Consider the following 19,181-nt stretch of genomic DNA (forward strand, 5'->3'; position numbering starts at 1 on the left):
TTTCCTCCTTGAACATCGTGAGTGGCCGGCCCTGCGGCCTGCGCGGTGCCTGACCGAAAGGCAAGGCTCGCGGCGAGCGCCGAAGCCGAGATCAGGGCATCGCGGCGGCTGAGCGGCATTGAGGAGTCTCCGCGAGAGATCCAAAAGGCGGCGCGTAGAATCTCACGCCGCCGCACGTGAACGGTCTATTACGGCGGGCAGATCGAGCCGCTTCGAGGCCTGCGCCAGCGGGTAACGCTGCCGAGCGCAATTTGCCGTTCCGTTTGGTGACGAGATAGTGCCATAGTCTGACACGCTGTGTCGCGAAACGAGGAACGCCGAATTGGACATCGAGGATCTACAGACATTCGTCGCAGTGGCCGATGCCGGGGGCGTATCGGCCGCCGCGCGCCGGCTCGGCGTCTCCAAATCGATCGTCAGTCGGCGGCTTTTCCGGATTGAAGCGGAGCTCGGCGTCCAGCTTCTTGCACGAACGACCCGCGGCGCCGCGCTCACCGAAGCGGGCATCACGTTCAGAGATCATGCGGCCCGGGCCAGCGCCGAGATCGATGCGGCCCGGGAATCTATCCTGCCCACCGGTGACCTGCGTGGCCGCCTGAGGGTCGCCATGCCGCTAACCTTCGGCCCGACGCATTTCGCCCCCGTGCTTGCGGAGATGGCGCGCCAGCATCCGCAGCTCCACGTCCATACCTCCTACAGCGATCGCTTCGTCGATCTCATCGCGGAGGGCTTCGATTGCGCCATCCGGGGCGCCTACCTCCCGGACTCCAACCTGATCGCCAAGCGCGTCGGGCCGATCCATGGAAAGCTGGTCGCGAGCCCGGATTATATCAAAGCGCACGGGTCACCCGAGACTCTGGACGAACTCGCCGCCCATCAGGCCCTCATGCAGGGAGCGGAAGCCTGGCAATTCATGGATGGCGACAGGATCATCACGGTCCAGCCGCAGGGCAGGTTCAAGGCCGATAGCGCCACGGCGCTTGCCGCGGCGGCGGCGGCAGGCCTCGGCATCGCCTGGCTCCCCGACTGCATCACCTATGAATATGTGGCCTCCGGCGCGCTGGTTCCAATCATGACACGCTATCCGGTACCTCCGGGGGCCGCGTATGTCGTTCGCCCGCCGGGTCAGCACCCCGCACGGAAAGTCCGGGTCCTCACCGACATGCTGATCGAGTACTTCGCACGAAATCCGGACGTTTGGGGTGTCGACCGTTAAAGCGCGAACGGGGCGAACCCTTTCGAAAACAGCCTTCGACGGTTGCTCCATTGCGGGCCGCTGAGATCGGCGACATTGCCCGCACGTTCCACTTACTGCGACGCAGCTTGACGTATCACAGGGCTAGTTGGGCGGACGGTCGCTCGCCAATTTAGGCATTCGCATGGGCAAGGGTGAGGCCGCCCAAGAGGGGATGAAGCGCATGAGTTGGAATCCGGCGATCGACCCCGGCTGCCCCGATGAGGTCGGCCTCGACGCGATCGAGACGCTCATCGTTCCACGCTCTCGCGATCTTGGCGGCTTCGAGGTCCGGCGCGCCCTGCCGGCACCGAAGCGGCAGATGGTGGGCCCCTTCATCTTCTTCGATCAGGCCGGGCCGGCCGAGTTCCTGACCGGCCAGGGCGTCGATGTCCGACCGCACCCGCATATCGGACTTGGCACCGTCACCTATCTCTTTCGCGGCGACTTCCATCACCGGGACAGCACCGGGGCCGACCAGACCATCCGTCCCGGCGAGCTGAACTGGATGGTCGCCGGGCGCGGCGTGACCCATTCCGAACGTACCTCCGAAGCCGCCCGCAGCGGTCCCAACAGCCTGTTCGGAATCCAGACATGGCTGGCGCTGCCCGAGCGTTACGAGGACATGGCGCCGATGTTCGAGCATCACGGCAAGGAGGCGCTGCCGGTGATCGCGGATCGCGGCGTCTCGGTCCGGCTCATCCTCGGGGACTCCTATGGCGAGAAGGCCCCCGCCAGAATGTACTCGGAGACGTTCTACGCCGACGTGGCGCTCGAAGCAGGAAGCCGGTTGCCGATGCCGGACGGACACGAAGATCGAGGCATCTACATTGTCGAAGGCTCGATTTCGATCGCTGGCCAGGATTTCGAAGCGGGTCGGATGATGGTCTTCCGCCCCGGCGATAGGATCACGGTCGCCGCTGGCGACAGAGGCGCGCGCCTGATGATCCTCGGTGGTGCGACCCTTTCGGGTCCCCGCTACATCTGGTGGAATTTCGTCGCGTCCTCGCAGGAGCGCATCGAAGAGGCCAAGGCCGAATGGCGCGCCGCGAACTGGGGCAAGGGGCGCTTCGATCTCCCGGTCGATGACCGGGATGAGCACATTCCTCTTCCGGACTGAACGGCCGCCGATGACGCGATCGCCGGACACGGCTTGGGCGGTCGAGGACACGGATCTTGCGGGATTAGGCTGAACCGGCGGGCGAATAACGTGGATTCCCGTCGGAGGTGGCCGTTAGCGCGTCAAAACAGGGTTCTGGAGCCCTTGAAAAATAACGAGATTTGCCATGACGGACACGGATTTCCGCACGCTTCGTATTTCTCGGGCCGGCGGCATCGCGACGATCACGATCGACAATCCACCGGTCAATGTCCTCGACGTTCCGTTGATGAGCGAGATCCGCAGCATTCTCCTGTTCCTGCGCGACGACCCGAACGCCCGCGTCATCGTGTTCCAGAGCGCAGATTCGGAGTTCTTCATCGCCCATGTCGACATGACATTGATCGACGAGCCGCACGCCTTCGACGACCTCGCGCGCGACGTGCCCGACGACCTCAATCCGTTCCAAGCGTTCGGGGAGCTTCTGCGCCAGCAGCCGCAGGTGACGATCGTCAAGCTCGCGGGCCTCGCCCGCGGCGGCGGCGCGGAGTTCGTCGCGGCAGCCGACATGGCGTTTGCCGCCGAGGGACATGCAGGGCTTGCTCAGTGCGAGGCGTTGATGGGCATCACGCCCGGAGGAGGCGCCACCCAATATCTGTCCAGTCGGATGACGCGCGGTCGTGCACTTGAAGTGATCCTCGGCAGCGAGCTGATCGACGCTACGACGGCAGAACGCTATGGCTGGATCAATCGCGCGCTGCCTGCGGCGGAGCTCGACGGCTTTGTTGATCGGCTGGCGCGCAACATTGCCGCCTTGCCCGAAGGCGTTATTGCAGCGGCCAAGAAGGCCGTGCCACTCGCGGACCTTCGAGACGGGTATCGTCGCGAGCACGACGCATGGGCGAGCCTCTTTCAGCGTCCCGCGGCCGAAAAGCTGATCCGAGGCGGGCTCAAGGCTGGAGCGCAGACCAGGGATGGCGAGCGAAATCTGGAAGGCTTGCTCCGTGCGTTGGAGATCTAACGCGCTCCCCGCCGGCATCGGCGACGTCCACGAACGTCTTCAGATCCTCGATATCTTGTGCAGCGTTCCCCATTCCGCGACACAGTTTTACGGATCATGGAGCTACCCTATCACCTGACGGAACGGCAAATTGCGCCCGGCACGCGTCGCCCGCTGGCGCATGTCTCCCGCAAAACCAATGCCGCTGAAAACGGCAGCAAAGGACGCAGCAATGACTTTTCGTAACGGCCTTGCTTCGCTTCTTCGTCCTGAGGATTCGGTTCTCGTCCTGATCGACCATCAGCCCTACCAGCTCGCCAACCTGAACAGTCACGAGCCGCTGATGGTGATCAACAATACGGCGGGCCTGGCGAAGGCCGCCAAGGCCTTCGGCGTCCCCACCATCCTGACCTCGGTGATCGCCGAGCGGGGTGGGCTGCTGTTCCCCCAGATCACCGAGGTGTTTCCGGGCCAGGAGGTGATCGACCGGACGCTCATCAACACCTGGCAGGACCCGAAGGTGGTGGACGTGGTCAAGGCGACCGGACGCAAGCAGCTGATCATCGCCGGCCTGTGGACCGAGGTGTGCGTGGCGATGCCGGTGATCCAGGCTCTCGGCGAAGGCTGGGACGTGACGGTGGTCACCGATGCCTCCGGCGGCATTTCGGTCGAATCCCATGAGGTCGCCATCCAGCGCATGATCGCCGCCGGCGCGAACGTGATGACGTGGATGGCTGTGGCGGGCGAATGGCAGCGCGACTGGGCTCGGCTCGACACCGCTGTCAAGCTGACCGAGGTGCTCGTGCAGCACGGGGGCGGCAGCGGCATTGCTTACCTGTGGGAGCAGCAACTGCTCCACACGCCGGTGCCGAAAGCGGCCGGCTGATCGAAGCGGGATCGGGATGACAAGGATCCTGCGCGATGCATTCCGCTGGAACTGAATGCTTGGCGGGATCCGTCATCCCATCTCGAGGCTCAGCCGGAAGTGGGCACGCCCGGCATCAATCGCGTCCATCCAGCGAGAGCGGCTGGCGATTGCCGGTGACGTCGAACGACCGCTTCTGACATGCGGTCGCCTGCTGCTCTCAACCCCGTCTTCCTCTCCACCGCTGGATGGCTCTGCAAGGATCACTCATGGAAATCGGTATCGACAGTTTCGCCGCTATCCTCCCCGATCCGGCGACGGGCAAGCTTCCTTCGGCAACCGATCGCATGGCTGATCTCCTCGACGAGGTCGAGGTAGCCGACCGGTCCGGGCTCGATGTCTTCGGCATCGGCGAGCACCATCGCGCCGAGTTTCTCGATTCCGCGCCGGCGATCATCCTCGCCGCCGCCGCGGCCCGCACCAGCCAGATCCGGCTGACGAGCGCTGTTACGGTGCTGAGCGCCGCCGACCCGGTCCGGATCTTCCAGGAGTTCGCGACCCTCGACCTGATCGCAAGGGGCCGGGCCGAGATCGTCGTCGGCCGCGGCTCGTTCGGCGAGGCCTATCCGCTGTTCGGTGCGGACCCGCGGGACTATGACGAGCTCTTCGCGGAGAAGCTCGCTCTGCTCCTGAAGCTGAACGAGACGACCTATCCGATCTGGAAGGGTCGTTTCCGCGCGGCGCTGGAGGGACAGGGCGTCTATCCGCGTCCTCATCAGCCGCGGCTGCCGGTCTGGATCGGCGTCGGCGGCACGCCGCAATCCTTCGCCCGCGCCGGCACGCTCGGGCTGCCGCTGATGGTGGCGATCATCGGCGGCACCTTCGAGCGTTTCCGCCCCCTCGTCGATCTCTATCGCGAGGCCGGCACGAGTGCCGGACATAGCCCTGATAAGCTCAAGGTGGGCGTCCACGCGATGGGCTTTGTCGGCGAGACGAACACTGCGGCCAGGGAGGCGTTCTTTCCCGGCTGGGCGCATCTGACAGGGAGGATCGGCCGCGAACGCGGCTGGCCACCGCCGTCGCGCCAGCAGTTCGACGCCATGGCGGGCCCGGAAGGCGCGTTCCTGATCGGCGATCCGGCGACGGTCGCAGCCAAGTTGCTTCAGGCGAGCGAGGTGCTGGGCAGTGTCTCGCGCATCACCTTCCAGATGAGCACCGCCTCGCTCGAAACGGCGGCGATGAAGCGTTCGATCGAACTTCTGGGCACCGAGGTCGCGCCGGTCGTCCGGGCGGCCACCCACGAAACCGAGAAGGCGACCTGATGGCTGAAGCGAGCTTGGGGCAAACCATCGCTCCTGCGGTGGTCCTGATGGGGGCGGCCGTCGTTGCCGTGCCGCTGTTCCGGCGGCTCGGCCTCGGATCGGTCCTCGGTTACTTCGCCGCCGGCGTGCTGGTGGGCCCATCGGTGTTCGGCCTGTTCACCGATGCCCAGACCATCCTGCATTTCTCGGAGCTCGGCGTGGTGATGTTCCTGTTCGTGATCGGACTGGAACTGCGCCCGCCCAAGCTCTGGGCCATGCGTGGCCAGATCTTCGGGCTGGGGCTTGCCCAGGTCGCCGGAGCGATTGCGGGCCTCGCGCTGACGGGCGCGGTGGTGTTCGGGCTGTCCGGTCCGGGCGCCTTCATCGCCGGGGCGGGCTTCGTCTTGTCCTCGACCGCCGTCATCATGTCCGTGCTGCAGGACCGTGGCGAGATCTCGAGCGCGGAGGGCCAGAAGTCGGTCGCGATCCTCCTGTTCGAGGACCTGATGATCGTGCCGCTCCTGGCGGTGGTCGCCTTCCTGTCGCCCCTCTCGGACGGCCAGATGGGATGGACCGGCATTCTTGTGGCGGTGGCTGCGCTGTCGTTGCTGCTGGCGGTGTCGCGCTGGGGGCTGAACCCGTTCTTCGCCCTGCTGGCGCGGGCGCGGACACGCGAAGTCCTGACGGCGGGCGCGCTGCTGGTGGTCCTCGGTGCAGCGCTGCTGATGGAGGTTGCTGGGCTGTCCATGGCGATGGGCGCGTTCCTCGCCGGGGTGATGCTGTCGAGTTCGAGCTACCGGCACCAGATCGAAAGCGACATCGAGCCGTTTCGCGGCCTGCTCATGGGGCTGTTCTTCCTGGCCGTGGGCATGTCGCTCGACCTCACCGTCGTCGCGGCCGAATGGCGACTTCTGCTGGCCGTGCTGGCCGCCTTCACGGTCGCGAAGGGCGTCGTGGTCTATGCGGTCGCCCGGCTGTTCGGCAGCTCCAATCACCAGGCTCTGCACCGCACCTCGATGTTCCTGCAGGGCGGCGAGTTCGCCTTCGTGCTCTATGCCGCGGCGACGTCGGGCGGCGTGATCGATGCGCGGGAGAACGCGCTGTTCTCCACCGTCGTGATCCTGTCCATGGCCCTGACCCCGTTGCTGATGATCGCGGCCGACCGGCTGCTGCGGGTCGGCATATCCATGGACGGCGTCGAGGCCGCCCGCGACCTGAAGGGACGGATTCTGCTGATCGGCTTCGGCCGCTTCGGCCAGATCGCCTCGCAGGCGCTGTTGTCGAGGGGCGTCGACCTTGCCGTCATAGACAAGGAGCCCGACCGGATCCGCGATGCGGAACGATATGGCTTCAAGGTCTATTTTGGCGATGGCACGCGTCTCGACACCCTGCGCCACTCCGGCGCGGCCGAGGCCGATGCGATCATGATCTGCATCGACGACCCGAAGGCCGCGATGCAGATCGTAGAACTGGCGCGGCACGCGTTTCCGCAGGCCAGGCTTCTGGTGCGCAGCTACGATCGCGGGCATGCCGTCGACCTGATCCGGGCGGGCGTCGACTATCAGATCCGCGAGACGGTCGAGTCCGCCTATCTGATGGGAGCGGAAGGCCTGCGGGCGCTGGGCTTCGCCGAGGTCGACATCGACGAGGCTGCCGAGGATATCCGTCGACGCGATGCCGAGCGGCTGGCCGAGCAGGTCCAGGGTGACGCCATGTCAGGCCGCGACAGATTGCTCCTCCAGCCTGTCCCGGAACCGCTGAGTGGAACGTCGGGTCAAAGTGGCACTCACAGCTGACGAACTGCACGACATTCAGGATTCGACGGGAGCGTATCGGCTCGCCTCGATCCGGCGGTGCAGCGGTTGCTGGCGCGCGAAATGGCCGCCGCACGCGAGAAGCGAGAGGCCTGACGGTCGCAGGCTCACGGTGCTCCGGAAGCACCGTGAGACAGGGTGGGGAGAGCGGGGAGCGACGATGACAAGGGGCCGACGGCAATCCGTGCGATACATGGCGGTCGCGCTGGTCGCGATGCTGGCGCTCACGTTGGGCGCCTGCGCCTCGCGACCCGGCTCATCCGTCCTCACTCCGGTGACGGGCGTCGAGGGCGCGAAACGCGTTACCGTCTTCGTGGCGAGCACGCGAGCGGCCGAGCCGGCCGCATCAACCTTCCTGACCGATGGGATTGCGACGACGACCAACTACGTTCGTTATGTCGTCTCCATTCCGCCGATCCATCGGCCGACCGAGATCGAGTGGCCGACCGATGTGCCGGACCCGGCCAGGCATTTCGCGGTCGTCTCCTCCGAGCGCCTCGATGAAAGGAGGTTCTTGGCGGAAGTCGGAGCCTCTGCTGCACGCGGGGAAGCGTTAGGCCGGGATGTCGCCATCTTCGTCCATGGTTTCAACAACAATTTCCAGGAGTCGCTGTTCCGTACGGCACAGCTCACCGTTGACGTAAATGTCGCCCAGTCCGCGGTGCTGTTCTCATGGCCTTCGAAGGCCGCTGTTGCCGGCTATCTTGCAGACAAAGAAGCGGTGACCTTCTCGCGCGATGCGCTTGCCCGGTTGGTCGAGCGGGTCGCTGCCGACCGCCGTGTGAGGGGGGTGAAGCTTTACGCCCACAGTATGGGGGCGTGGCTGACGATGGAAAGTATTCGGCAAATACGCATCGCCAAGGACGGTCGCACCATCGCGAAGCTCCTCGACCTCACGCTCGCGGCGCCGGATATCGACGCCGAGGTGTTCCTTCAACAACTCCGGATCGTCGGCCGTCTGCGCTCTCCCGTCACCGTTCTGGTCTCGAAAGATGATCAGGCGCTGTCGCTATCCAGGTTCATCGCCGGAGGGCAATTCCGCGCCGGCGCAGCCGACATCGACGACTCCCGGGTTCTCGTGGAGGCGCGGAATGCGAACCTCCGCGTGATCGACATAACTAGTCTGGCCACGCAGGCGGGGTCTGGCCACGATGGTTTCACGGCCTTCGCCTCGATCTACGGACGCCTCCCACAGAGCCCAGACGGACGGGTTGCTCCCGAGGTCGGTCCGGGCGCCTACACGCTAGACGTGTCCAACAGGCTCAAGACGCTCGACGCCCAGCTGGTCCAAAGGGTCGCCGGTTCGATGCCCACCGAACCCTGGCGCCCGGCTCAGCGAAGCGCGGGTCCCGCTCGGACATCTCGATCAGCAATTCGGTCAGTACTCCCGCGCCTCCTGCTGGAGAGGAGAAGTGGCAAAGACGGTGAGCGCGCTTTGTCCGTGCAAGCGGACCATCGCCTCAGCGAGCCCGCGCGCGCCGAACTGCGTTGGCACTCTCCCATTTCGCTGACGGATGAGCACTGACGGATGAGCACCGGCGGTGGCTCGCTCGTCACAGAGAGCGAACGCGACCAATGAGAGAGGAGTCGGCCAAAAACACGTAATATTTCAGTATCTTATGGCCTATTTCCGGAGATCATTTTGGAGGGCTATAGCGTAAATGTAGCTATCATCTTCACCCGGTGCGGCGCGCCATTTATCTCATTGAAAATGCTGAGATAATTTGCAAGAAATCTGATCTTCAGAGGTGAAGATGTGGTGCCGGGTCATCACCGGGTCATCACGCAGATGGCGATTGTTGGGTCGGCCAGCACCTCCAGCAGTACCCCAAGCTCCTCGCGAGATGCTCGATTGGGCAGGCCCGATTGAATTGGCGCGGACATCCGCTGATCGCTTGTTTGGTGGTTCGGGGCTGCCAGGGATTTGGCTTGAAAATTCCAACGCGGCTTGCCATTTCCGCGCTGCCAGCCACCAAGAGCAGACACAGCCATGACCACCGAGACCTTTGAGAGCCGCCCTTTCGAAGCAGATGTTTCTCGCCTGCTGCATATGATGGTGCACTCTGTCTATTCAGACCGGGACGTGTTCCTGCGCGAACTGGTCTCGAATGCTGCGGACGCCTGCGAGAAGCTGCGCTACGAGGCGATCGCCGCGCCTGAGCTGCTCGGTGATGACCCGAAGCTCGCGATCGCCATATCGGCCGATCCGGAGGCGGGTACGCTTGTCATCGCCGACAACGGCATCGGCATGAGCCATGACGAGCTGATCGAGGCGCTCGGTACAATCGCCCGCTCCGGCACGCGCAGCTTCATGGACCGCATCGCGGGCGCTGAAGGCAAGGAAGGCGCGCAGCTCATCGGCCAGTTCGGCGTCGGTTTCTATTCAGCCTTCATGGTCGCCTCCAAGGTCGAGGTGATCAGCCGCCGTGCCGGCAGCGCGGAAGCGTGGCTCTGGTCCTCCGACGGGAAGGGCGAGTTCTCCGTCGCCCCCGTCGCGCTCGACGAGGCCCCGGCCCGCGGCACGCGCGTCACGCTTCACCTGATGGACGACGCCAAGTCCTATGCCGAGCGCTGGACGCTGGAGCGGATCGTCAAGGAACAGTCCGGCCATGTACCGGTGCCGATCACCCTCATCGAGAAGCCGGGCGAGGAGGCCAAGCCGCTCTCAGATGGCGCCGCGCTGTGGACGAAATCGAAGAGCGACATCGCCTCGCAGGACTATACCGATTTCTACCGCAGCGTCGCCGGTCAGTATGACGAGCCGGCCGCGACCATTCATTTCCGTGCCGAGGGCCGCCACGAATATACCGGCCTGCTCTTTGTACCGGGTGCCCGCCCGTTCGATCTCTTCGACCCCGACCGCAAGGGGCGCATCAAGCTCTATGTGAAGCGCGTCTTCATCACCGACGATGCCGAGATCCTGCCGCGCTATCTGCGCTTTGTGCGCGGCATCGTAGACAGTGCCGACCTGCCGCTGAATGTCTCGCGCGAGATGATCCAGGACAGCCCGCTGCTCGGCGCGATCAGGAAGGGAGTCACCAACCGCGTCGTCTCTGATCTGTCCAAGCTCGCCGAGACCGACGCGGAAGCCTTCGGCAAGGTCTGGGAGAATTTCGGCGCCGTCATCAAGGAAGGCCTCTATGAGGACTTTGAGCGCCGCGAGCAGCTTCTCGGCATCGCGCGCTTCAAGAGCACCGCCTCCGGCGAGAGCTGGCGCAGCCTGAAGGACTATGCGGCGTCTCTGAAGGAGAACCAGACGGCGATCTACTACCTCGCCGGCGACGATGCCGGGCGCATCGCCAATTCCCCGCATCTGGAGGGCTTCCGCGCCCGCGGCATCGAGGTGCTGCTGCTCGCCGACACGGTCGATAGCTTCTGGACCTCGAGCGGCCTTGATTTCGAGGGCAAGCCGTTCAAGTCGATCACGCAAGGCACCGCTGATCTCAGCCTCATTCCCGTGCTCGACGGCAAGACACCGCCTCTGTCGGAAACGAGCGAGGAGGTCAATGCCCTCATCGACGCGATGAAAGAGGTGCTGGCTGAGGAGGTCGCGGATGTGCGCGCCTCCGACCGCCTCACCGACAGCGCGGTATGCCTTGTGGCGGTGGAGAGCGGCCCGGACCGGCAGTTTGAGCGCATGCTCGCAGCCGCGGGGCGACTGGGCAGCGCTGCCAAGCCCATCTTGGAGGTGAACCCGCGGCACGCGATGATCGTCGGCCTCGCCGAGAGCAAGAACGAGGCGGTGCAAGCAGATGTGGCTCATGTCCTGCTTGATACGGCTCGCGTGCTCGATGGCGAGAAGCCGACGGATGCGAAGGCGTTCTCCGAGCGGCTGAGCCGACTGATTGCTCGTAGCCTCGGACCTCGAAACTGAGGCCCGCGATAGCTCGTTGCAGGCGTGGGTTGGGAAGGGCCCGATGACATTGGTCTGGCTGATTCCCATTGCGACCGTGCTGCTACTCGGCGCAGCTTCGTTCCTGATGGACCGGCGGCTCAGCGGGATCGCGACCCTTCCGATGCAATGGGACCTGCAGGGCCACGTGAACTGGAAGGCCAATCGTCGGCTGGCCTGGCGATGACGCCGGTGCTGGCAGCGCTGCTGCTGGGATGGACCGCCTGGCGGGGCGGGGACGAACATTCCGACAAGATCGTCGTGGTGCTGCTCGCGATGGCGATCACTTTTCTCGCCGTCCATGCTCTGCGTCTCGGCTTGGTCCTGCGTTGGGCGGCGCGGCGCGAGCGAGGTCACCTATCGGGCCATTTAGCGAACTCCGTCGCGCCAAACCCACGACATGACGAACTGTCCAGCCCTACCCAGCGCGCGCACCGTCTGTGAGCTCATCGCTGGGATGTGATGGGCGCACACTTTCCAATAGGCGTTTGATGGCCTCCTCTCACCGTCTCATTCGATAGAGGCTGGCTCATGCCCCTGTTTCCGACGCGCTCGACGTTCATTGTCGCCGTAGCGGCGATTGCCTTCATTGCCGGTAGCGCCATGGCCCAGGGCACTCCGCCCGCCGCCCGGCTGACCGCTACCGTCGTGAAGGCTGATGGCGATCGGTTAGAGGCCACAGATGCCAGCGGCAAGCTGATGAGTTTCAAGCTGCCTGGCGACGTACGGATCACGTCGGTGGCGACAGCCGAACCTGAGGAAATCAAGCCCGGCAGCTTCGTCGGCAGCGCGGCGCTGCCCGGTCCCAACGGCACACTGACCGCGCTGGAGGTCCATGTATTCCCGCCGAGCATGCGCGGCACTGGCGAGGGCCATCGCGCTTGGGGGGCGGATCCCAATGCCTCAATGACCAACGGCACGGTGGGCGACCTCGTGGTGTCCAATGGCCGCACCATGACCTTGAAGTATGGAGAGAACGGCACGCAGACCATCGTTGTGCCGCCAGACGTGCCGATCGTCACCATCGACAAGGGCGACCGCACGCTTCTGGTGCCGGGAGCGCACATCGTGGCCTTCTACACGCGCGGCGACGATGGAACGCTGACCGCGAGCCGGCTGACAGTTGGCAAGAACGGCACCGTGCCACCGATGTGAGTCGGTGGAGCCGTGGAACACCGACACACCTCTCGGCTCCGAGGGGCGTTGATCGCCTACCTGCAGGCCGCCATCCACCGCTTCTTGGCCAACCAACGACGCGCCCAGACCCTTCACCTGGATCGCCGATCCAGACAAGATCATCGCCGCCGTCAGGCGCGGGTACCAAACCCTGGACTTAGTCCGCATCGAGATCGAAGGGTTAAAATCGACCCATCTGGGACTGCGGGGAGGTCCGCTTCCTGGCGGGCCGATCGACCCGAAAGGAGAGGCCGAGATTGGACCGTCTGCTTGCCGGCGGATTTCCCGAAAAGCGGGATGATCTTCGGAGCGGCTGTTGCCGGTGTGTTACTTCGTCGGCTGAGAGCGCGCGGTGAGCTTGTTTCCGTCCGGATCGCGAAGGTAGGCTACGAAGGCTCCGTTCGGGCGCTCGCTGGGCGGGCTCTCGATCGCCGTCCCACCATGCGTGGTGCCGGCCTTATGCCACGCGAGAACATGGTCACGGCTCGCAGCGGCGATACCGATAGTCCCACCGTTGGCCGCGGTCGCTGGATTGCCGTCGATCGGCTTCGTGATCATCAGCCGACCGCCCTTGTGGGCATAGATCAGCCTGCCTCTGGCATCTACCTCGCCAGGCTCGCCTCCTAACGCGGCGAATGTGGCGTCGTAGAAATTTCTAGCCCGCTCCAGGTCGTTGCTGCCGATCATGACGTGAGTGAACATACTTTTATCTCCAAAGAGGACCTGTGCGAGATAATCGAGCGCGGCGACGAGCGGCTGACTGTGAATAAAAACCGATGACCGTCAGCTGCCCTGTGCGACCTTTGAGAAATGATCAGTCCTTCACAAGGCACGTCGGTAGGGTTGGCGGCAAGCCCCGCACCTAACCCCCGCCTTTTCGACGTGTCATCCTCACTCGCCCCATGCGTTCCGCTAAGCATATAGGCCGGTGGTCGCGGTGGCGATCGCCGGCTCGTTCCGGGAATGCGGTTTCAGGCCGCCATCCGCAACTGGTTCGGTATCGCTGGAAGCAGCGCATGGGCGCACGCCGCTCTCCAGGATGAACGGCAAGCCCAAGGGGACGTACTGGCTTCGGCGACGGCCGCGCGATCCTTTCTCACGCCGCGACCGAATGCAGCCACCCGGCTTGAAAGCGAGCCGTGTTCCAATTTTCGAACAGGGGTTGTCTAGCGCCCGTCAGGCAGCGCGAAGACGGTGAGTTGGCCGCCCAGCGCGGTGTATTGGTTCAGGGCGGCGTAGGCATTCTTGGCTCCCGAGCCGGCATTGGGGTCGGATAGCCCGGCCGCCAGCCCGATACCGGCCCAGCCGCCAATGCCGGACAATATGGCGATGAACTGCCGACCGCCATGTTCATACGTCATGACGTTGCCGACGATGCCGGACGGCGTCTTGAAGCGGTAGAGCTCCTTGCCCGTCACGGCGTCGACCGCCTTTAGATAGCCCTCCAGCGTGCCGTAGAACACCACCCCGCCGGCAGTGGCCAGCGCGCCGGACCACACCGAGAACCGCTCCGGCGCCGACCAGACGATCCGTCCGTTCAGATTGTCCCAGGCGATGAAGCTGCCGGTTCGGCCCTCCCCGCCGGGGGCGGGATACATGGTGAGCGTGGCGCCGACATAGGGCTGGCCGGCGGCGTATTCGACGTGGAACGGCTCGTAATCCATGCAGAGCGAACTGGTCGGCACGTAGAACAGCTTCGTCACCGGCGAAAAAGCGGCTGGCTGCTGATTCTTCGAGCCGATCGCAGCCGGACAGATGCCGGAATAGGTGACGTCCTCGCCCTCGGCCTCGGTGCCGTATTTCGGATCGAGGATCGGGCGGCCATAGCTCGGGCTGGCCTTGTCGAGATCGATGCCGCTGGCCCAATTCACGGACGCGCCGAACTTTTGGGCCACCAGCAGTTCGCCACTGGCGCGGTCCAGCGTGTAGGCGAAACCGCTGCGGTCGAAATGGGTGAGCAGCGGCCGTATCCGGCCGTCGACCATCTGGTCGGTCAGGATCATCTCGTTGACGCCGTCATAGTCCCACTGGTCATGCGGCGTCATCTGGTAGACCCAGCGTGCGACGCCGGTATCGGCATCGCGGGCGAGAATGGCGTTCGACCATTTATTGTCGCCGGGGCGCTGGGTGGGATTCCAGTTACCGGGATTGGCGCTACCGTAATAGACAAGGTTCAGCTTGGGGTCGTAGGCAAACCAGCCCCATGGCGCGCCGCCGCCGATCCTCCACTGCTCGCCCTCCCAGCTTTTCAGCGAGGAGTCCGCGCCCACCGGCTTGCCCAGTTCGGTGGTGTTTTTCGAGTCCAGAAGCATCTCGGCATCGGGCCCGGTGGAATAGGCCCGCCATGCCAGCGTGCCATCCCTCAGATTATAGGCGGTGATGTGCCCGCGCACGCCGAACTCGGCGCCGGCAATGCCGACGATGAGCTTGTCCTTCACCGGCATCACCGTGGCGGTGTTGGACTCGCCTTTTTTCGGGTCGCCGTTCTTCACTTGCCAGCGCACCGCGCCGGTCTTCGCATCCAACGCAACGATGGTCGTGTCGGCCTGGCCGAGAAACACCATGCCCTGCGCATAGGCCAGCCCGCGATTGACCAGATCGCAGCACATGATGGCGGCGACGTCGCGGTCCTGCTTGGGCTCGTATTTCCACAGGATGCGGCCCTCATCATTGAGGTCGAGCGCGTAGACGATGTTGGGAAACGGGGTGTGGACATACATCACGCCGTCGACGACCAGCGGACTGCCCTCATGCCCGCGCAGCACGCCGGTCGAGAAGGTCCACGCGACGGCGAGCTTGCCGACGTTGCCGGCATTGATCTGGTCGAGGCGAGAATAGCGGGTATTGGCGTAGTCCAGCGTCTGGATCACCTGCTCGGCAGGATTGGCGATCCGCGCCAGCAAATCGTCATTGGCCTTTGCCGGCACGAGCCCGATGAGAAGGGCGGCGATGGCGAGAAATCTTGGCGTCACGACCGGCCTCATGCATTTAGGTTGCGCTCATCTAGGCCGGCCTATTCTTCCGCAACCGCACCCCCGGCCCCTCGCCGTTCTCGGCGACGAAGATGACGCCAGCGGATTCAAGGGTCCTGCTGAGAACATCAAGCGTCGCATTCTGAGGCGCCGACCGTCCGCTTTCGAAATTCCGAATGGTCGCATTGCCAATCTTGGCGGCGTCAGCAAGCTGCTGTTGCGACCAATCGAGAAGGGCGCGGGCGGCCCGGCATTGAGCTGGTGTGATCATGGCCTAGACGTAGCATGCTCGGCGTTGAAATTCGATAGGGATAGCGAAATTCGATTGCCATATGTTTAGCGAGCGATTAACGATAGTGATATCGAAATTCGCTACCCAGAGAGTCCCGGAGATTGCTACACCCGCAGCCCCGACCTCCCGCAGAGAGTGATTCCCATGATAGTGACCACTCCGACAGACACCCCTCCGAAGGCCCGGCCCTTGCCCCGTCCCGGCGGGCGGCCCGAAACGAACGAGCCTCAGACTGCGCTCGGAGCATCCCGAGAGCAGTTCGAGCTCGCGCTCGCCGCCTGGGACCGGAACCGCCTGAATGCCTACGCGCCGGATGCGGCCGAGGGCGAGGGCCCGCGAGCGAACCGCGAGGAACTCGACATGGCCCTTCATGTCCTCACCGCGCCGGCTCCCGCCATCGACTGCATGCTGGGCAAGCTGCGCGTCATCCTCGAATACGCGCACCCCGGCGCCGGCACACAGCCCGACAAGTTCGAGCGCTTGGCGCTGCTCGGCCTGCCGCCCTCGCCCATCGGCGAGAGCGACGACTTCCAATTGCTCTAGCCGGCCGGCGGATCTGAGCCTGACCAAATACACCGGCAAGGCCATCAAGGGGTTCAAGCGGCAGGCCTCAGCGTTTTCGGTGCACATGATCGTTGTTGCGCATCCGGCCAAGCTTTCCGGCGGCGAGAGGCCCGGCCTTTACAGCATCCCCGACAGCACCCACTGGGCCAACAAGGTCGACGTAGGGATCGTCATCTACAAGCCCGAGTTCACCAGCGATCACGTCGAGATCAGCGTGGTGAAAAGCCGCTACCACGAACAGATTGGCCGACCCGGAACGGTGCGCCTGCGGTATGAGCGCACGACCCGTCGCTTCGAACGCGTCGCAGCCTCGGAACCGGAGGATGTCTGAGAGCGGAGATTGCTACCCGGCGAGCCCGGCTCGCGACCACGTCTGTCGCCGCCCGCTGACCCTTCCCACCATCGCCCGTCACCGGGGAGGGCACCTTAGCCCCAGCATCTATCCGTAGAGCTTGCTCATTTCCCGGAAGGAGATAAGGCGCCGCTGCCGGTCGTCCCAAAGGGTCAGCCGCACGCAGCCGAAGCTTTGCCAGAGGGTCAGGCGTCCGATGTCGCGCAGTTCCGGATGGTCGCGCAACACCTCAGGCAAGCGGTAATAGGGGATGCGGCTGCACAGATGATGCACGTGGTGCATGCCGATATTCGCAGTGAACCAGCGTAGAACTGCCGGCAGATCGTAATGCGAACTGCCGTGGAGCGCGGCCTCGTGGAATTCCCAATTCCCGTTCCCGGTCCAGTGCGTCTCCTCGAACTGGTGCTGTACGTAGAACAGCCAGACCCCCGCGGCGGCCCCCAGAATGACGATCGGCAGATGGACCAGCAGGAATGCCCCGATGCCTACGACCCAAATGAGCAGGCCCGCCACGATGGCAATGGCCAGATTGGTCGTCATCGTGCTGACCCATGGCGTCCAGCCCTTGCGGACAGAGCCGATCGGCAGGCGGCTTTCCAGCAGGAAAATATAGATCGGCCCGATGCCGAACATCACCAGGGGATGCCGGTAAAGACGGTAACGCATCCGCCCCCAACGCGAGCGCGCTAGATATTCGCGAACCGTCAGGGTGTCGATGTCGCCGATGCCGCGTTGATCGAGATTTCCGGCACTGGCGTGATGGATAGCATGGCTGCGGCGCCAGTGATCGTAGGGTGTCAGCGTCAGCACCCCGATCACCCGTCCGGTCCAGTCGTTGCCGCGTCTGTTGCCGAAGAACGAGCCGTGGCCGCAATCGTGCTGGATCATGAACAGGCGGACCAGAAGGCCGGCCGTGGGGACGATGAGCAGCGCATAGAGCCAGATGTGCTCAAGTTTCAGCGCAACAAGCATGGCGCTCCAGGCAAGAGCAAAGGGCACGGCGGTAATGAGCAATTCGCCGACGCTGCGGCGCGAATTGGATTGCCGGTAGCCGCTCAGCCGGCGTGCCCAGCTTTTTGCGTCGGACTTCACGGTGGTGCATTCGCCTGCCATCGACAACTGTGTCTCCGCATCTACGCACCTCGATCGCGCATATCTCGGGCGGGGTCATCGATGTTCGTGGGGGTGGCGCAGCGCTACTCGGCTCAGCCAATAGCATAGATTGTGGCAGGTAACCTTGTCGAAAATAAGCGACAGGCGTTGCTCGGCGAGGTGTCGTGACTGGTCCCGAACCGCCGGCGGACGAGCCATTTGCAGGTTGCCAAGTGGTGGGTGGTGGCAAGAGGGCAGGTTGGATCGCCTCCGCCGGCCGCTCAACGATCACCACGGCTTCGTCCGGTAAGGAGCGCCTTCGCCTCATCCCATGGCGCGCGGAGCCAGATCTCCCATTCTTCGTCCGTCTTGAGGATCACCGGCATCGCTTTTTCGTGAATTGGGAAAGACGATCTCGTTGGGCGATGTCGTCAGGAAGCCGAACCGTTCGTGTTCGCGTTCTCCATCGCGGACTTTGCGAACGCCGCGCCAAGGGCGTCCAGAAGCTGGCGAAGCAACGGTCGATCCGGTCCGCCGGTGAACCAGGCATTCGGTTTACTGACATGGTATGCCGAGTGCTACGTTCAGAGTTCGAGCCTCAGTGGTCGGAACGTTGCGGCAAGATGATCAATGAAGGCGCGCACGGCTGGCGGGAGCCCGCGCCGGGTAGTGAACACGATATGGACGATGCCGATATGCCCGCCCCAGTCGGGCAGCACCTGAACGAGGCGCTCTGCTGCGAGGTCGTCGCGGCAGATATGGTCGGGTAGCAGTGCTGCGCCCAGACCCGCGGCCGTGCGCAGGGCCGCGAAATCGCGGCAGGTGAGGCGCGGCTCGTGCCGCAGGCTGAACGTCGCGCCGTCCGGCCCCACCATATCCCAGACGATCTCGCCGGTTTCGTCGCTGGAACCCTGCATCGGCAGGCTGGCAAGCCCGCTGATGCAGGCATCCACCAGCGCCTCCGCCTGCTCGGCTTCCTCCAGCATGGCGCGGCAGCGCGCATAGAACGCTTCGTCCACCTCGGTGACGCGGAAGCGTCGCGAGGATCGCTCGATCAGGCGAACGCCGAGTTGCGCTTCGAGACCGGCGATGCGGCGGCTCAGGCGCGATTTCGGCAGGCGCAGCGCCCGCCCGGCGGCTGCGGCGGCTTAGACTGGTCGATAGTGGCACCGGGTGAAACCTATTGCCTCACAGGTCCGGCGCCATCAACCCGATGTCCGGCAGGGGCCGGTGCAGGGTCTTGGCTTTATCCCAGGGTGCACGAAGCCATGAGCTGGCCCCCGATCTTCGGGCAAGATATCCGGTGGGCTTAAGCTACTCCCTGGGCCTGCTGATCGGTTTCGATGGTGTTGAAGTAGACCACGGCGGCCGGCTGTCCGCGATGGGCAACTTGGAATCGCTGGTGGTTGTAGAAGGTGATCCAGCCCGATGCCCACCTTGGCCTGCGATTGTGGCAACGGCTGTACCCACCAATCGTGAAGCCGCACACCCTTTCTTTAAACAAATGATCTTGAATGGCAGGCGTACG

General features: G+C 64.3%; 18 protein-coding genes and 3 pseudogenes. 14 read left to right on the plus strand and 7 right to left on the minus strand.

Annotation, left to right across the window (positions count from 1 at the left end; genetic code table 11):
* The first annotated feature begins 322 nt into the window (after positions 1 to 322).
* The 7 genes from AC1RU4_RS12795 (at position 323) to AC1RU4_RS12825 (ending at position 8,838) form a co-directional block, all read left to right on the plus strand.
* Positions 323 to 1,216 (plus strand): LysR family transcriptional regulator, encoded by an 894-nt coding sequence (locus tag AC1RU4_RS12795; RefSeq protein WP_492891473.1) that lies wholly within the window; start codon positions 323 to 325, stop codon positions 1,214 to 1,216.
* A 202-nt stretch (positions 1,217 to 1,418) separates the two neighbouring features.
* Positions 1,419 to 2,354 (plus strand): pirin family protein, encoded by a 936-nt coding sequence (locus AC1RU4_RS12800; RefSeq protein WP_492891606.1) that lies wholly within the window; start codon positions 1,419 to 1,421, stop codon positions 2,352 to 2,354.
* A 166-nt stretch (positions 2,355 to 2,520) separates the two neighbouring features.
* On the plus strand, positions 2,521 to 3,354 hold the full coding sequence (locus AC1RU4_RS12805) for an enoyl-CoA hydratase/isomerase family protein (protein WP_492891474.1): 834 nt from the start codon (positions 2,521 to 2,523) through the stop codon (positions 3,352 to 3,354).
* 211 nt (positions 3,355 to 3,565) lie between these two features.
* Positions 3,566 to 4,219, plus strand: a complete 654-nt coding sequence (locus tag AC1RU4_RS12810; protein ID WP_492891607.1) for a hydrolase — start codon at positions 3,566 to 3,568, stop codon at positions 4,217 to 4,219.
* Between the two features lie 248 nt (positions 4,220 to 4,467).
* The gene (locus tag AC1RU4_RS12815; RefSeq protein WP_492891475.1) at positions 4,468 to 5,520 is read left to right on the plus strand and encodes an Atu2307/SP_0267 family LLM class monooxygenase; all 1,053 of its coding nucleotides are present in this window, start codon (positions 4,468 to 4,470) and stop codon (positions 5,518 to 5,520) included.
* Complete coding sequence (locus AC1RU4_RS12820) at positions 5,520 to 7,295, plus strand: monovalent cation:proton antiporter-2 (CPA2) family protein (protein WP_492891476.1); 1,776 nt, start codon at positions 5,520 to 5,522, stop codon at positions 7,293 to 7,295. Before AC1RU4_RS12815 ends, AC1RU4_RS12820 begins: the two co-directional genes overlap by 1 nt.
* A 211-nt stretch (positions 7,296 to 7,506) precedes the next feature.
* On the plus strand, positions 7,507 to 8,838 hold the full coding sequence (locus AC1RU4_RS12825; protein ID WP_492891477.1) for an alpha/beta hydrolase: 1,332 nt from the start codon (positions 7,507 to 7,509) through the stop codon (positions 8,836 to 8,838).
* Between the two features lie 245 nt (positions 8,839 to 9,083).
* Here AC1RU4_RS12825 and AC1RU4_RS12830 read toward each other — a convergent pair whose 3' ends face one another.
* Positions 9,084 to 9,305 carry a hypothetical protein gene (locus tag AC1RU4_RS12830; RefSeq protein WP_492891478.1) on the minus strand — a complete coding sequence of 74 codons (222 nt, stop codon included), beginning with the start codon at positions 9,303 to 9,305 and terminating at the stop codon, positions 9,084 to 9,086.
* Between AC1RU4_RS12830 and htpG the strand changes: the two genes are divergently transcribed.
* The 5 genes and pseudogenes from htpG to AC1RU4_RS12855 form a co-directional block, all read left to right on the plus strand.
* Entirely contained in the window at positions 9,304 to 11,187 is a 1,884-nt protein-coding gene (gene htpG / locus AC1RU4_RS12835; RefSeq protein WP_492891479.1) for a molecular chaperone HtpG, read from the plus strand. The two genes, AC1RU4_RS12830 and htpG, sit on opposite strands and share 2 nt — an antisense overlap.
* Before the next feature lie 43 nt (positions 11,188 to 11,230).
* Positions 11,231 to 11,392: a hypothetical protein gene (locus AC1RU4_RS12840; protein ID WP_492891480.1), complete on the plus strand. Its 162-nt coding sequence runs from the start codon at positions 11,231 to 11,233 to the stop codon at positions 11,390 to 11,392.
* Positions 11,389 to 11,649 carry a hypothetical protein gene (locus AC1RU4_RS12845; protein WP_492891481.1) on the plus strand — a complete coding sequence of 87 codons (261 nt, stop codon included), beginning with the start codon at positions 11,389 to 11,391 and terminating at the stop codon, positions 11,647 to 11,649. Before AC1RU4_RS12840 ends, AC1RU4_RS12845 begins: the two co-directional genes overlap by 4 nt.
* Positions 11,650 to 11,736: 87 nt before the next feature.
* A complete protein-coding gene (locus AC1RU4_RS12850; protein ID WP_492891482.1) occupies positions 11,737 to 12,360 on the plus strand; it encodes a hypothetical protein in 624 nt (207 codons plus the stop codon).
* 60 nt (positions 12,361 to 12,420) lie between these two features.
* Positions 12,421 to 12,544, plus strand: a pseudogene (locus tag AC1RU4_RS12855) (IS630 family transposase); the annotation flags it as partial.
* Positions 12,545 to 12,708: 164 nt separating this feature from the next.
* On the opposite strand, the gene AC1RU4_RS12860 reads toward AC1RU4_RS12855, so the two are convergent.
* The 3 genes from AC1RU4_RS12860 to AC1RU4_RS12870 form a co-directional block, all read right to left on the minus strand.
* Positions 12,709 to 13,083 carry a VOC family protein gene (locus AC1RU4_RS12860; RefSeq protein WP_492891483.1) on the minus strand — a complete coding sequence of 125 codons (375 nt, stop codon included), beginning with the start codon at positions 13,081 to 13,083 and terminating at the stop codon, positions 12,709 to 12,711.
* A 464-nt stretch (positions 13,084 to 13,547) separates the two neighbouring features.
* Complete coding sequence (locus AC1RU4_RS12865) at positions 13,548 to 15,353, minus strand: methanol/ethanol family PQQ-dependent dehydrogenase (RefSeq protein ID WP_492891484.1); 1,806 nt, start codon at positions 15,351 to 15,353, stop codon at positions 13,548 to 13,550.
* Positions 15,354 to 15,384: 31 nt separating this feature from the next.
* Positions 15,385 to 15,624 carry a helix-turn-helix domain-containing protein gene (locus tag AC1RU4_RS12870; RefSeq protein WP_492891485.1) on the minus strand — a complete coding sequence of 80 codons (240 nt, stop codon included), beginning with the start codon at positions 15,622 to 15,624 and terminating at the stop codon, positions 15,385 to 15,387.
* A gap of 381 nt (positions 15,625 to 16,005) precedes the next feature.
* On the opposite strand from AC1RU4_RS12870, the gene AC1RU4_RS12875 reads away from it, so the two are divergent.
* Both AC1RU4_RS12875 and AC1RU4_RS12880 read left to right on the plus strand, forming a co-directional pair.
* On the plus strand, positions 16,006 to 16,188 hold the full coding sequence (locus tag AC1RU4_RS12875; protein WP_492891486.1) for a hypothetical protein: 183 nt from the start codon (positions 16,006 to 16,008) through the stop codon (positions 16,186 to 16,188).
* 85 nt (positions 16,189 to 16,273) lie between these two features.
* The gene (locus AC1RU4_RS12880) at positions 16,274 to 16,540 is read left to right on the plus strand and encodes a hypothetical protein (RefSeq protein ID WP_492891487.1); all 267 of its coding nucleotides are present in this window, start codon (positions 16,274 to 16,276) and stop codon (positions 16,538 to 16,540) included.
* A 108-nt stretch (positions 16,541 to 16,648) separates the two neighbouring features.
* Here AC1RU4_RS12880 and AC1RU4_RS12885 read toward each other — a convergent pair whose 3' ends face one another.
* The 3 genes and pseudogenes from AC1RU4_RS12885 to AC1RU4_RS12895 all read right to left on the minus strand — a co-directional run.
* Positions 16,649 to 17,674 (minus strand): fatty acid desaturase, encoded by a 1,026-nt coding sequence (locus AC1RU4_RS12885; protein ID WP_492891608.1) that lies wholly within the window; start codon positions 17,672 to 17,674, stop codon positions 16,649 to 16,651.
* A gap of 290 nt (positions 17,675 to 17,964) precedes the next feature.
* Positions 17,965 to 18,207, minus strand: a pseudogene (locus tag AC1RU4_RS12890) (SOS response-associated peptidase family protein); the annotation flags it as partial.
* A 30-nt stretch (positions 18,208 to 18,237) separates the two neighbouring features.
* A pseudogene (locus AC1RU4_RS12895) lies at positions 18,238 to 18,795 on the minus strand (LysR family transcriptional regulator); the annotation flags it as partial.
* Between the last annotated feature and the right edge of the window lie 386 nt (positions 18,796 to 19,181).

Source organism: Ancylobacter sp. GW821-FHT10E12 (assembly GCF_058809335.1).